The organism is Pedobacter sp. B4-66 (assembly GCF_018492665.1).
Taxonomy (GTDB): Bacteria; Bacteroidota; Bacteroidia; order Sphingobacteriales; family Sphingobacteriaceae; genus Pedobacter.
The window spans coordinates 64,457-76,984 of record NZ_JAFVME010000004.1 but is presented as its reverse complement, the minus strand read 5'-3'; the positions used below and the strand labels follow the sequence as shown (position 1 = coordinate 76,984).

Sequence of the window (12,528 nt, the reverse complement as noted above, 5' to 3'; positions counted from 1 at the left end):
AAACCGTTTATAAAAGAAGCGTAGTGAGGTAAATTGCATGGTATTTTATTCTTATGTTTACTAGATAGTAAATGCTAATTTGTAACCAAATGAAAAGAATATTATTGCTGTTTGTTCTTGTTTGTACCCTCGCATCCTTTACCAAAAAAGAAACTACATGGACAGCCATTGGCGACTCTATTACTTATTTGAATGATCATCAGGATGAAACCGGTAATCGAATTACAAGTGGTTATATGAGTAGAGTGGTAAAGGAATTGCCTAATGTTAAATTCACTAACCAAGGTCATAATGGTTGGACTGCTGTTGGCATAGCAAAAGAAATAGAGAATCTGGGTATTCAAAAATCTGATGTGTATTCAGTTTTTTTAGGGACAAATGATTGGTGGTCTGGACAACCTTTGGGAACTCTTAGTGATTACATTAACAACACTGGTCTCAAAACTGTTTATGGGTCCTACCGCATTATAATTAATAAACTTAAGCACCTTAATCCTGATGCTAAAATTGTTCTGATTACTCCTATGCAACGGGTAGATTTCGTATATATAGGCGACAGTCATAACAATGCCTGGGGTTCGTACAAAGACAAAAATGGACAAATGCTATCTCAATTTGCTGATGCCGTTAATAATATTGGCGATTATGAACACTTCAAAATAGTAGATCTTTACAATAAGAGTGGGATGGACCTCAAAACTTTAGTAAAGTTTAAGAGGTTAAAAGATCCTCAAACAGGAGCCTATAAAAATTATAGCTATCCTGATTTTAAAGATATTCCTTTTAACCCCGATACGGACGAGTATCCTTATCCTGCTGAAGCGATCAATAATACTTACGATGGTTTACATCCTTCAGATAAAGGCTATCAAATTATTGCTGATATGCTGGTTAAAATCATAAAGAAATACTAAAAGCTTGAGGTATTTTCTATTTGGACGCGATTTGCTCTGTAGTAAGCTTATCGGTTTTCTGGCATACAAAGTCTTCAAAATTTATATTTCCCATATTATTGGCTATATAAGCGTGTGAATCGGCTGTTCCACTTAATTTTAGTGTCGATGCATCTTTTAGAATGGTGTACATGCTGTTTGCATTAGTTTTAATATCAGCAGTGGCATTGTCATTTAAAAAGATTTGAAGATATGTTAGATTGAGAGTGCCTTTTGTAACTACCGACGCATTGCCAAATGCCTGAATCCTATTCAAATCTTTTACTGTTACGGTAATGATTACAGGGTGTTTTTCGGTTGAATTGATTAATAAAGTGTAACCTTTTCTGGTGATGGTAGTTTTCGATGTATTGTAATATTCATCAATTCTAATTTCTTCTTCCTGGCCTTTAACTAAAATAACTTTTACATTACCACTTATAGTAACCTTATTAAAGGTTAATGTACCTGTTTTAAAAGATACTAGTTTGTGGCTCGGAATTGCTGCAAAGGTGGCAATTGTTGAAGATGTTAAAATGATTCCTGTTAATGCAGAAGCGATTAAGGTTTTTGTAAGGGTTTTCATGGTTTTGTGTATTTGAGATTCTTAATTGTTTGTCAATAAGATGCTTGCGGCAAGAGAAAAGTTGCACAGAGATTAGCTGTTTTATACCAGCAGAGTGTAATACACGACGAACGGTCAAAAGGATTCGACGAACTGGAAAAGAAAAATTAAATGAGTTTGATCGACAACCAGAAAAGGTCTTAAATAAGAAAAGGGGATAGGCCTTTCGACTTACCCCCTTTAAATTAACGCTCTCGGCTACAAATGTAATAAATATTTAAATATTTATTTATCATGGAATTGTCATCAGTTAAATACTGTTAAAATTTTATTAGCCTCATGGGAATATGCTAGCTTAGTTTATCCATACAAAATCTAATGCTGAAAGCTTCCATCTTTTTGTTATTCATGCTGTTAAGTCTGTGTGTTAGCGGGCAACTAATAAAAGGTAAGGTTGTAGATGCCCAAACCGAACGTCCGCTTGAAGGTATTTTGATACAGTTGAATCACACACAAAAAATGAGTAGTCCTAAGGGGGATTTTACGCTAATTGTTTCGACAACAGATACGATATGGTTCTCAGGATTAGGTTACGATCTGAAATATGTTCTTGTAAAGGATTGGAAATTGCCTTTAATGACAGTTTTTCTTAATCCAACCGCTATAAATCTTAAAGAAGTAGTTATTTCCGGTCAACGAGATCATAAAGCAGATTCACTAAAGCTAAGAAAAGATTTTGCAAAGGAGTTTAATTATCGGCCTATTGGGTTTAAGGATGTTTTTATAAATTCTTATCAGCCAAGAGGTCGGTTTGAATTTGTAAAGATTGATGTGTTGCAACTGGCCAGATTATTAGGACGAAAAAATGATGTGCAGAATAAATTAAAGAAAAGACTCTATGAAGACGAAAAACAGGCTTATATAGATTTAAGGTTTGGAAGGTCTTTTATTTCATCTCTTACTAAACTGGAAGGCGATTCTCTTGATTTATTCATAGAGCAATACAGACCTACTAAAGAAAAGCTATTGGGTGTATCAGATTATAATTTGATGCTGAAGATTAAGTCGGATTTAAAAGCTTTCAAAGAAAAGAAGGATTAACCCTAAAATAAGGCACAAAAAAAAGGTAGTCTTATCCAAGCACTACCTCTTTTTAACCAAATATAAACCCAGTATGAACGGGATCTTTTTCTTTAAGACAATAATCGCACCATTGCCTGTTTTAATCTTTTTACTAATCAGCTGCGCTGTATTAACAATACAAATGTAAGGATTATTTTTACATAGTGTAATAAATACACTAAGTTATTTTTCAAATGACAGTATTATGGCAAATCTATTCATAAAAAAAGGAGGCTATTGCCTCCCTTTTTTACTTGGAATATCTGTGAAATTAGTTTGTTGCTTGTTGCAAGTCAGTGATTTCTATGGTGAAGTCTAGTACTGAGTTTGCAGGAACAGGGCCATTTTTTACATTTCCGTAGGCATAAAAAGAAGGGATTAATAAACGGATCTTACCACCCTTTTGAATTAACGGAATACCAATTTGCCACCCTCCAATCAAACCACCCAGTGTAAAGACTGCACCATTCTTGGTTTCAAATAGTGTTCCATCTAATAGTTTTCCAGTATAATTTGCGGTTACCTGTGTGTTGTATTTATATTCTATATTTCCGGTGCCAGGTTCAATGATTTGATAAAAGACTCCAAATTCATTGTCTTTTTTAGTGACAATATTATTTTTAGTGACAAAAGCTCTAATCGCATTTGTGTCAGTTGTAAACTGAGCAATGGGATCATGGTTGTCTACAGGGAAATCTTTTTCGCAAGCTGTAAGGCATCCCGCAATACAAACTAGTAGGAATAAATGTTTTAATTTGGTCATGATAAACAAATATAATTTATTTTTTAATCAATGCATGAAGTTAATAAGTCGGTTTAGCAAAATTAACTGTCTGTTTTTCAGTACGCATGTCGATATTTATCACCTGCTGTGAAAAATGTTGGAATAGATTTTTTATAGAAAAGTGGGTTTGAAATAACGGCCCTGGTTGAGCCAGAGCCGGATGAAATATCTTTAAAGACTATTCCTGGAATGCAAGTTGAGTTGCGTAGACCTATTTTTCTTATTATATCGGCTTTAAAAAAATAAAGTCGAGAATTGGAATTTAGCAGTATTAGTTATTAAAAACTGCTTTAAAAGCATTTCTGCAATCCTTACCTATTTCAAGAGGTAATCCATCTTTTAGATAAAGTTGAATATCGCCTTCAGCGGTATAGAAATAACGGAAATAGTTGTTGATTTTATCAGGAGCACCGGTAAATGGATTATTTTTTGTACCAAACCATCTCGAGTATTTATTATCAATTTCCTGAAGCTTTTCTTCAAAAGCCAGTTTCTTTTTGTCGTTAGTTCCGACTTGCGTTTCGTCTGTAATTTCGCTCATATTTTGAATAACGCACAAGATACACATAATAATGTCTATTGTCGTGATAAATAGGTGTTTATGTTGGCAATGTGACAGCTAAATGTTATAACTAGATAATTGTTGATACATAAGGACAAAATAGTTGTACAAAGGGAACTCTTAACTTTTAACGGTGAACAGGTTATTTAGTTTATTAAACATTTTGATCCAGCTCTGATAAGCCCCTGTTTGTTTAGCATCCTCTTCGGATACAGTTTGATGAATAGCCAATTTTGTCTGATCTCCAATCGAAGTGAATGTGACGGTGGTAATTGTTTCTTTTGGCCAGTCTTCTGGTTTTCCGGCGGCGATGGATTCTACTGAATCACCTTGCTCATTGGTGAGAATCATAGAGAAAACGAGTTTTTCTGCATAAGTAACTTCCTTATAAATGCCCTTGATCCAGCATTCCCCATGGATAGGATCCTGAATACAGGAATGGAAGGTTCCGCCTGGTATTACGTTAATATGTTTGAACTCGATAGTACAACCATCCGGTGCATACCAGTGTTTTAATTGTTCATGATCTGTCCAAGCTTCAAATACAAGTTCACGTGGTGCATCAAAAAGATGCGTAATAAGAAGTTCTTTTTTAGATTGTTCCATTTTCTTTCTCTTTAGTTTGTATTGTTTTTAAGTAGTTGTCTAGTTTTTCAAATTTGTTAACCCATTGTTTTCTGGATTGCTCAACCCAATCAGCTACTTCATTTAACTTGTCAAGTTGAGGTTCACAAAATCGTTCACGACCTTTCTGCTTAATTACTACTAATCCGCATTCTGTGAGGATCTGTATATGTTTAGAAACAGCCTGTCGACTAATGTCAAAAGCTTCGGCCACTGCATTTAAATTCAAAGGTTCTTGTGCTATTCTTTGAATAATTTCTCTTCTGGTAGGGTCAGCTATGGCTTGGAATACGTCTCTTCTTGTTATCATTTCGCAACTATATGGTTGCAAATATAAATGCAATCATATAGTTGCGCAAGTATTTGTTGAAAATAATTTAGCCTTATTAAAAATATGGCCATAAGAGTTAACTGGAAAGTAATAAGTTGATGTTGTTTTGAATGATGTTTGCGTTGTCCAACCAGTAATTAACGTGAATGGTTTGATTTTTGTTAATTACTTAAAACTATTTTAATACCCTCTGGTCATGATTAAAACGCTAAAACTTCAGAAAGCAGTAATTGCCTTTATACTCGGCGTACTGGCACTTATTGCTTATAGGGTGATGAGTGTGAATAAAATGGAATCAAGTAATTATATGTTGTCATTAGCAGGCATTTTATTTATTGCCGGTGCCTTGATGCTCATCTATCCCATCATTTTTGCAAAAAAGGATAAGGAAGGTTGTGTAGAACTTGATCCTGAAATACAAGAGGAAATGGATTCAACAGAGCAAGTGTCCGAAATTGAAAAGCCTACAACTACTGAGGCTGCAACAACAGAAACCGTAGCAGCAAAAGAAAAAATGGGGGAGGTTTAAACCACCCCACCCATGTATGGATCTGTTATCGAATCTTCACCAGTTTCAACATGACCGGCATATTGCTTAGAAAATGAGCTGGCGCCATCTACTTTAACAGTGAAATCATACCATCCGGAACTTCTTTGGAGGTCAATAATCAATGCTTTTTTGTTTTTGGCGTTTAAGGATAGTGATTTACCATTATCGCTTTTGTAAGCATTATCGATAATGTTTATTTTTAAATCCTGGTCACCTTCGTTTTCGAGAATAAGTTCAATGTTGCCACTTGGCTTTTTACTTAAAAATCCTTTGACTTCATATTTGCTGTTAACTTTTAAAGCAGGGTCATTTTTGTCGCCCTTAAATTCTCTAAAAAATCCATTGGGAGCACTTATACATAAATTGTATTGTCCGTCCCCAAAGTTCTTCAACATTAAATTGTCAGTAATTTTATCCCCATTAGTTACTGCATAAGCCCATGTTTTTCCAGGCTGTCCATTATATAGATTGGTTGTGTAAACATTAAATGGGGCGCCTGTAGGCGCTATTTTTTGACCGAAATTACCTTTGCCAGCCTCTAGCTGAAGTTCAACCTTAGTTTTCGAACTATCCAGATTACATTCTGCGAATAACTGATATGGTAAAGCACAAGCTTTGCTGGTTCCACGTTCCTGTTGAGGTAAATAGGCTCCCGAGGCTATTTCAGCTTTCGATAAAGGATTTGGTTTAACTTGTGCAGGTTTGTTTTTTGCGTTTTGAATATTGGTTACTACCTGTTCTCTTTTTAAAGGCGTTGGTACAATGGATGAAGCTCCAACTGATGGTCTGAATGCTGATGTAAGGTCGCCACAAATTGTTCTTCTCCAACTGCTAATCTTATTGCTTCGGATTTTCTTCCCTGTTTTTTTACTAAGTAGATTTTCTAAAAACATCAATGATGACGTATGATCAAAAACCTGAGAGTTTACATAGCCGCCTTTGCTCCATGGTGATGCAATAATCATCGGTACTCGATAGCCTAAACCGATTGGACTATCCTTTTTAAATTCGTAATCTGCATCAACAGAAATTCCTGTAGAAACTTTACCACTTGATGGATCATTAGGCTTTGGAACTACATATGGAGGTATGTGATCAAAGTAGCCATCATTTTCATCATAAGTAAGAATAAACACGGTCTTTTTCCATACCTCAGGATTCTTTGTTAAAATGTCAAGCGCTTCAGAAACATACCATGTTCCATACAGCGGAGAACTTGTATGATCTGAGAATCTCTGCGGAGCTACCAACCATGAAACGGTAGGGAGCTTGCCACTATCCACATCAGATCGGAATTGGTAAAATATATCGTTTTTAGGAATGCTTACAGTCTCTTCTTTTCCCTCGTCATTTGTAAAGGTATAAGGAGCAAGTTCCAGGTAATTAAACGGTGCATTGATGTTGCTTGCAAATGCTTTGTCTATTAAATTCTTTTCACGAGTAGATAGTTGATTGTATTTCTCTGTTACCTGAGCGGCAGTAAGTGGAGGTTTACTTGTAGAATCCCCATTCTTCCTAAAATAGGCCGCAAGTTTAACATTGTAGCGTTTTACATACTCAATGGCATTATCGCCATAATTGCCTAACCAGTCGTCTACGTTATCGCCTTGCAAATTGGCCGTCCAGATTTCATTTTGGTAAATTTTCCAATCGATTCCATTGTCTTCTAATACCTCCGGGAAAGTATCCCAATCTACAAAAGCATTGTCTCTGGATTCAGCCTGAGAATTGTTAACAGCTGCTATTGAAGTTCCGTTTAGTTCCCGACGTATGTTTCCTGTCCAGAAGAATAATCTGTTAGGAGTAGTACCGGTTAGCGATGAGCAGAAGTTGTGGTCGCAAATCGTGAAAGCTTCAGCCATAGAATAATAAAATGGGATGTCTGTTCTATCATAATATCCTAACGACATCAGTGATTTTACGGGTACCCATTTATCATATCTACCATTGTTTCGGGCAGCAAGCTGGTCCGACCAGGAGTGAGGGAGTCCACCTTGCCAGGTAATTTTGGTTTTATTAATGTCTACATGAAATGGGGCATAGGTTTTACCTTCATTATCTTTTTGTAGCCAAACTTTATCTTTATCAGGAAGTGTAAAAGCCCTTGGGTCATTAAAGCCACGAACACCTTTAAGTTTACCAAACATATGATCAAATGAGCGGTTCTCCTGCATTAGGATTACAATATGCTCTGCATCGTGAAAGGTAGATCCGGGATCTGCTTCAATCGCCATTGCTTTTTGAATGGACATAGGAATTACATTTGGTAATCCTACTGCTCCAGACAATAGCGCAGCTTTTTTAATAAAGTCTCTTCTTGAGTCCATAGTGGTTCATTTGTATTAAGTGTGCTTGAACCAAATGTAATAAGAATAGAAATAAGTTGGTAATGCTATAGGGTTATCCTTTTAGCGCTTTCCAAATTAGATCATGAATCTCTGTAGGCTGTACATTGCCCTCGTTTAGTTTTTGATCCGTAATTAAAACCGGATGAAACTCTGCAGGCGTATTGATACTTCCATGTGACCCTTTCACCAAAGTCGCATCCAGTGGAATAACATCCATTACATAGCGGAAGCCAGCCTTTTTCCTTAGTAGTTTATAAGCGGCACGTGGTTTCGAAGACATAAACATTTCTACAGGATCATATCCCGGTTTTTTATGAATATCTACACATCTGGCATAATCAGGAGCTTTAGCATCATCAAGCCAGAAGTAATAAGTAAACCAACTTTCCGGTTCAGCAACTAATACAAAGTCACCAGCCCTTTCATGATCCATTCCATATTTCTTTTTACCTTCTTTATCTAAAATCATGGCGATGCCAGGAGTTTTTTCAAGAATGGCTTTTACCTGATCAGTTACTGATGGATCATTGATATAAACGTGAGCAACTTGATGATCTGATACCACAAATGCTTTAGAAGCACCTGCATCCAGAAGCTCCAAACCTCGCTCTACACGAATCTGTAATAATCCATTCTCTCTGAACACTCTGTTGATATGGACAGGTTTACTTACCGGAACGATACCATATTCAGAAAGGATAATAATGTTGGCACCTTTCTTTTCATAAAACGTAACCAAATCCTTTACTAATTCATCCACCTCACCAAGTTCTTTGCTGATTTTGCTAAAGTCATTGCCGAACTTCTGTAAGCAATAATCAAGATGTGGTAAATAGATAAGTGTAAGCGTAGGGTTGTAAAGATCCTCAGTAATCATAGAGGCGTCAGCAATCCAGCGGCTCGATTTTATATTTGCACCAGGTCCCCAAAATTGGAATAGAGGGAACTGACCTAATTTCTCTTGTAAAATATCGCGCAGTTCGGCTGGTTCCGAGTAGCAATCAGGAAGCTTTCTGCCATCAGCCAAATAGTTGGGGCGAGGGGTTACGCTGTAATCAGCATTCGAATACATGTTGTACCACCAGAACATATTGGCGCAGGTAAAATTAGGATCTTCCTTTTTACCCTTGTCCCAGATTTTCTCTGCAAGAACCAATTTGTTTGATTGTTTCCAGAACTTGATCTCGGAATCGATTTGGTCATACCATCCGTTTCCAACTACGCCATGTTCTGTCGGTTGTTTTCCTGTTAAATAAGTTGATTGTACACTAGTAGTTACTGCTGGTAGCATTGGAGCTATTGCACCAAGGTTTTTATCTTTTATGTATCGCTCTAAAAAAGGAGTATGCTTGCCAATAAGGTTTGAGGATAAGCCAACAACATCTATTACTACAGTCTTCTTCATCTTATATATTTGTTTTAATTACCCAGTTTAATTCATTGCTGATAGATTGGGCGATCGGTATTTTTAATTGTTCAGGAAGTACTTCCCACGTATAGGTTTCTACTTCAAGGTGCTCAGTAAAAGGAGCATTTTTTTGAAGATCAAGAACAGCAGTAATATCATCCTGAGTAGATTCTAATAATCCGATCTCTTTAATTGATATTGGAACATGGAAATGTGCTCTCCATTGTGCTGCTGCTTCATTTTCAAAATCTGCAAGGGCAGGAGTAAGGTCCGAATAACGAATCAGGCCACCATCTTTTTTCAAAGCTACAACCTGATGCAGGTAAGTTGGTTCATTAAAAGTCTGGAAGCTGTTCTTTATAATTTCTCTGTCGGCCTCCGATTTATCAAGGCTAGCCTTTAAAGCGGCGCTGATTTGTATCTTACCTACTTTAATGCCTTTTCCTTCGAGCTCTTTTAACACTTCGTCATGAGCTTCATAGCCTATTGCAAAATGACAAACGTCATAACACAAGCAAAGGTGTTTTTTAATTAATGATTCGGCTTCAGCAGCAGAAACATTAAATGAAGTTTTAATCACAGGAATACCCAGAGGCAATAGATCAGCTTCAAACCAATCTATAAATTCTCTTCCGGTTTCAAGAATGCCATCAGGTTCAGGCTCCAGGTCAAGGTGCATAGTTTTACCTGTTTGCTTCCCAATTGTAACCAGTTCTTTTATGACCTCCACTACATTTAAGGTAGCAGTGCACTTTGCCTGCATAAATTCCTCAATAGTTTTAAACCAGTGTCTGTAGCTAAGTGGTGACGTCGAAATTCCACCATTCATCCCTTCAGGCAATATGGATTCAAGAATTCTAAAAAGTCTGATTGTATATTCTTTACGCGAATCGTTTGTCCAATCCGGCGTGTGTACATCTTCTTTAACCACAGTACGATGAAATTCCCCGTAAGGGAAACCGTTCATGGTAAAAACATAGGCATCATTCTCTTTAAGCCATTGCTTAAACTCAGCTAGAGTATCTTCCTGGATAAGTTCAAGGCTAGAAGCATTAGACAATCTAAGCCCCAATCCTAAAGGTTGGTCTGGCGAAACAGATTGTTTTATAACCGGGAAATTTTCTTGTAGTGCTTTAAAATCGTCATCCCAGTTTTTACCCGGATGAATGTTTGTGCAATAGGTTAAATGGCCTGTGTTTACTTTCATTTTTAGTGACTGCTTATAGGTAAACCAGCATGTGTTCTGGTAAAGTTTAAAACATAATTACTTGCTTCTATCAATAACTGATGGTCCATTTCGTGTACCTCTTTTCCTGTACCTAAATCGGTAAGCAGGGTAATGGTAAGCTTACCCCCAAGATGCTCCTGAAATTCTGCAAGACCGCGAAGTATTGGAGATTCAGTATCGTTAATCTGGATAAATGGATTAGAAATATCAAAAGATAGATGAACCATTACATTTAATATGCGGTGTAACTGCTCTTCCGTTAACATTCCTTTTAAGAAAGAATAGGTGCTATCTAAAGCAATACCCATTGCTACAGCTTCTCCATGTAAAACACTGAAGTTACTTAGTTGCTCTAGTTTATGTGCACTCCAGTGACCAAAATCTAATGGTCTGGCTGATCCTGTTTCGAATGGATCATCACCCGCAATGTGGTTTAAATGCAATTGAGCACAACGTTTAATCAGGTAATTCATCGTATCCAGATCGCGTGCAACCAATTGTGCTGCATTGTCTTCAATCCAGTAAAAGAATTCAGGATCTTTAATCAGTGCTACTTTTACCGCTTCAGAAATACCCGAACGCCAATCTCTATCGCTTAAAGTAAGCAGAAACTTATCGTCGTTAAATACCGCCGAAGGTGGAGCAAAAGTACCAAGGAAGTTCTTTTTGCCATTGTAATTGATGCCATTTTTAACACCTATACCAGAATCGTTCTGTGAAAGTACAGTAGTTGGTATACGAATGTGTTTAATGCCGCGGTGCGAAACAGCCGCCGCATAACCAACAAGATCAAGTACAGCACCGCCGCCAATTGCGGCAATGTACGAATGCCTGTCGATACCATATACGTTCACGGCCTCAACCAGTTGGTCAAAAAGTGCAGTGTCATTTTTTGATGCTTCACCACCCGGAACAATCATGATGTCCTTAATCAGTTGCAAATCTTTATTTTGCTCAAAGTAAGCTTTAATTGAAGGTACAAGTTCAGGATGAGCATCAGCAACACCCTTATCCAGTACGAAAAATATTTTGCGCAAGGCCTCTGAAGGCTTCTCTTTAAAGAAGTTTGCCAAGATGGGATTGCTGGTTTCGAATAGCGAAGCGGTAAAGTATATTTTATACTCAAATTTTACACTAAACGACTGTTCTAAATAACTCATAGTTGAAAATTCCTGACTAAGTAACAGCGAAAGCCTTACTTAGTAATATTGATAATGGTAATAAAATAACAATTGATAAGGCTACTTTCCAGTCAGCAAATACACTTGCCCAAGCTGCATTCATTAATATTAGGGCAATAACTCCGGATTTTACCGCTTTACCTATATTAGGACCTATTGGATTTTGCATCGCTTTTATGAGTGGTATAAATATCATAATTGCGAATGGGACAATAAATGCCAGGGTAATTGGCAAATCGCCTTGTGTAACTGCAAAAAATAGTATGCTGGCAATTACTATTGCATAAAGTACCGCAGCAAAATAAAGCATCTTTTTACTTCCGCCATGTACCTCACCTCTGCTAATCATGGTAATAGATGCAATGTAAATAATAGGTACAATGGCTAAAAACCACCATTGTTGTACCTGTGTACTAATGATGCTTACCCCTAGTAAAAGGTTTAAGCCACGACATAAACCCATGTTTAGCGGGCCCAGTATAGAATGATGCTTAGCCCACCTGTTATAGGTAAGGCAGGCAATCATAATGGCAACTGCCAATAAAGATGTTGTAGTGTTAAACAGGTTGGCTGCCGAAATTCCTATAAAGAAGAATACTGCTCCAAATATAGTAGCCGCTTTTTTGCTGATCAATCCACTTGGGATTGGGCGTTCGGGGCGTTCTACCTTATCCAGGTCAGCATCAAAAACATCATTAAAGATGATCCCTCCACTGTACAAGCCTATTGTTGAAATGCAAAGCAGTATAACGGGTAGCTGTAAATTGTCCCATGTGGACATAGCAAAAGAACCCGATATAGCTATACCAGCAAGTACATCAGCAACAGAAGTAACCACATTAGCAGGCCTCATTAGCCTTATGTATCCTAATAATTTTTTCAATTCAAACTTT

At 37.1% G+C, this 12,528-nt stretch carries 13 protein-coding genes; 3 read left to right on the top strand and 10 right to left on the bottom strand.

Annotation, left to right across the window (positions count from 1 at the left end; genetic code table 11):
• Window positions 1-89 precede the first annotated feature (89 nt).
• The gene (locus J1905_RS08785; RefSeq protein WP_250318052.1) at window positions 90-914 is read left to right on the top strand and encodes an SGNH/GDSL hydrolase family protein; all 825 of its coding nucleotides are present in this window, start codon (window positions 90-92) and stop codon (window positions 912-914) included.
• 16 nt (window positions 915-930) lie between these two features.
• Here J1905_RS08785 and J1905_RS08780 read toward each other — a convergent pair whose 3' ends face one another.
• Window positions 931-1,518: a GIN domain-containing protein gene (locus tag J1905_RS08780; protein ID WP_214226929.1), complete on the bottom strand. Its 588-nt coding sequence runs from the start codon at window positions 1,516-1,518 to the stop codon at window positions 931-933.
• A 357-nt stretch (window positions 1,519-1,875) separates the two neighbouring features.
• Between J1905_RS08780 and J1905_RS08775 the strand changes: the two genes are divergently transcribed.
• Entirely contained in the window at window positions 1,876-2,598 is a 723-nt protein-coding gene (locus tag J1905_RS08775; RefSeq protein ID WP_214226928.1) for a peptidase associated/transthyretin-like domain-containing protein, read from the top strand.
• A gap of 292 nt (window positions 2,599-2,890) precedes the next feature.
• Here J1905_RS08775 and J1905_RS08770 read toward each other — a convergent pair whose 3' ends face one another.
• The 4 genes from J1905_RS08770 to J1905_RS08755 all read right to left on the bottom strand — a co-directional run bounded on the left by J1905_RS08770 (window position 2,891) and on the right by J1905_RS08755 (window position 4,899).
• Window positions 2,891-3,382: an FKBP-type peptidyl-prolyl cis-trans isomerase gene (locus tag J1905_RS08770; protein WP_214226927.1), complete on the bottom strand. Its 492-nt coding sequence runs from the start codon at window positions 3,380-3,382 to the stop codon at window positions 2,891-2,893.
• A 292-nt stretch (window positions 3,383-3,674) separates the two neighbouring features.
• Window positions 3,675-3,944 carry a hypothetical protein gene (locus J1905_RS08765; protein ID WP_173090030.1) on the bottom strand — a complete coding sequence of 90 codons (270 nt, stop codon included), beginning with the start codon at window positions 3,942-3,944 and terminating at the stop codon, window positions 3,675-3,677.
• Between the two features lie 141 nt (window positions 3,945-4,085).
• Window positions 4,086-4,571 carry an SRPBCC family protein gene (locus J1905_RS08760; protein ID WP_214226926.1) on the bottom strand — a complete coding sequence of 162 codons (486 nt, stop codon included), beginning with the start codon at window positions 4,569-4,571 and terminating at the stop codon, window positions 4,086-4,088.
• Window positions 4,558-4,899: an ArsR/SmtB family transcription factor gene (locus tag J1905_RS08755; protein ID WP_214226925.1), complete on the bottom strand. Its 342-nt coding sequence runs from the start codon at window positions 4,897-4,899 to the stop codon at window positions 4,558-4,560. Before J1905_RS08755 ends, J1905_RS08760 begins: the two co-directional genes overlap by 14 nt.
• Before the next feature lie 217 nt (window positions 4,900-5,116).
• Between J1905_RS08755 and J1905_RS08750 the strand changes: the two genes are divergently transcribed.
• Entirely contained in the window at window positions 5,117-5,449 is a 333-nt protein-coding gene (locus tag J1905_RS08750) for an isoleucyl-tRNA synthetase (RefSeq protein WP_214226924.1), read from the top strand.
• Here J1905_RS08750 and J1905_RS08745 read toward each other — a convergent pair.
• From J1905_RS08745 to eboC, 5 genes are all read right to left on the bottom strand, one after another.
• Window positions 5,446-7,797 carry a phosphocholine-specific phospholipase C gene (locus J1905_RS08745; RefSeq protein ID WP_214226923.1) on the bottom strand — a complete coding sequence of 784 codons (2,352 nt, stop codon included), beginning with the start codon at window positions 7,795-7,797 and terminating at the stop codon, window positions 5,446-5,448. The two genes, J1905_RS08750 and J1905_RS08745, sit on opposite strands and share 4 nt — an antisense overlap.
• A 73-nt stretch (window positions 7,798-7,870) precedes the next feature.
• Window positions 7,871-9,223: an alkaline phosphatase family protein gene (locus J1905_RS08740; RefSeq protein WP_214226922.1), complete on the bottom strand. Its 1,353-nt coding sequence runs from the start codon at window positions 9,221-9,223 to the stop codon at window positions 7,871-7,873.
• 1 nt (window position 9,224) lies between these two features.
• Complete coding sequence (gene eboE / locus J1905_RS08735) at window positions 9,225-10,433, bottom strand: metabolite traffic protein EboE (protein WP_214226921.1); 1,209 nt, start codon at window positions 10,431-10,433, stop codon at window positions 9,225-9,227.
• 2 nt (window positions 10,434-10,435) lie between these two features.
• A complete protein-coding gene (locus J1905_RS08730; protein ID WP_214226920.1) occupies window positions 10,436-11,614 on the bottom strand; it encodes a 3-dehydroquinate synthase in 1,179 nt (392 codons plus the stop codon).
• Window positions 11,615-11,630: 16 nt separating this feature from the next.
• Complete coding sequence (eboC, locus tag J1905_RS08725; RefSeq protein WP_214226919.1) at window positions 11,631-12,518, bottom strand: UbiA-like protein EboC; 888 nt, start codon at window positions 12,516-12,518, stop codon at window positions 11,631-11,633.
• Window positions 12,519-12,528 lie beyond the last annotated feature (10 nt).

Bases quoted from the DNA above. Each gene is read 5' to 3' on its own strand.
- J1905_RS08730 (WP_214226920.1), bottom strand. From the start codon at position 11,614: ATGAGTTATTTAGAACAGTCGTTTAGTGTAAAATTTGAGTATAAAATA.
- J1905_RS08745 (WP_214226923.1), bottom strand. From the start codon at position 7,797: ATGGACTCAAGAAGAGACTTTATTAAAAAAGCTGCGCTATTGTCTGGA.
- J1905_RS08770 (WP_214226927.1), bottom strand. From the start codon at position 3,382: ATGACCAAATTAAAACATTTATTCCTACTAGTTTGTATTGCGGGATGC.
- J1905_RS08750 (WP_214226924.1), top strand. From the start codon at position 5,117: ATGATTAAAACGCTAAAACTTCAGAAAGCAGTAATTGCCTTTATACTC.
- J1905_RS08775 (WP_214226928.1), top strand. From the start codon at position 1,876: ATGCTGAAAGCTTCCATCTTTTTGTTATTCATGCTGTTAAGTCTGTGT.
- J1905_RS08780 (WP_214226929.1), bottom strand. From the start codon at position 1,518: ATGAAAACCCTTACAAAAACCTTAATCGCTTCTGCATTAACAGGAATC.
- eboE (WP_214226921.1), bottom strand. From the start codon at position 10,433: ATGAAAGTAAACACAGGCCATTTAACCTATTGCACAAACATTCATCCG.
- J1905_RS08760 (WP_214226926.1), bottom strand. From the start codon at position 4,571: ATGGAACAATCTAAAAAAGAACTTCTTATTACGCATCTTTTTGATGCA.
- J1905_RS08785 (WP_250318052.1), top strand. From the start codon at position 90: ATGAAAAGAATATTATTGCTGTTTGTTCTTGTTTGTACCCTCGCATCC.
- J1905_RS08740 (WP_214226922.1), bottom strand. From the start codon at position 9,223: ATGAAGAAGACTGTAGTAATAGATGTTGTTGGCTTATCCTCAAACCTT.
- J1905_RS08765 (WP_173090030.1), bottom strand. From the start codon at position 3,944: ATGAGCGAAATTACAGACGAAACGCAAGTCGGAACTAACGACAAAAAG.
- J1905_RS08755 (WP_214226925.1), bottom strand. From the start codon at position 4,899: ATGATAACAAGAAGAGACGTATTCCAAGCCATAGCTGACCCTACCAGA.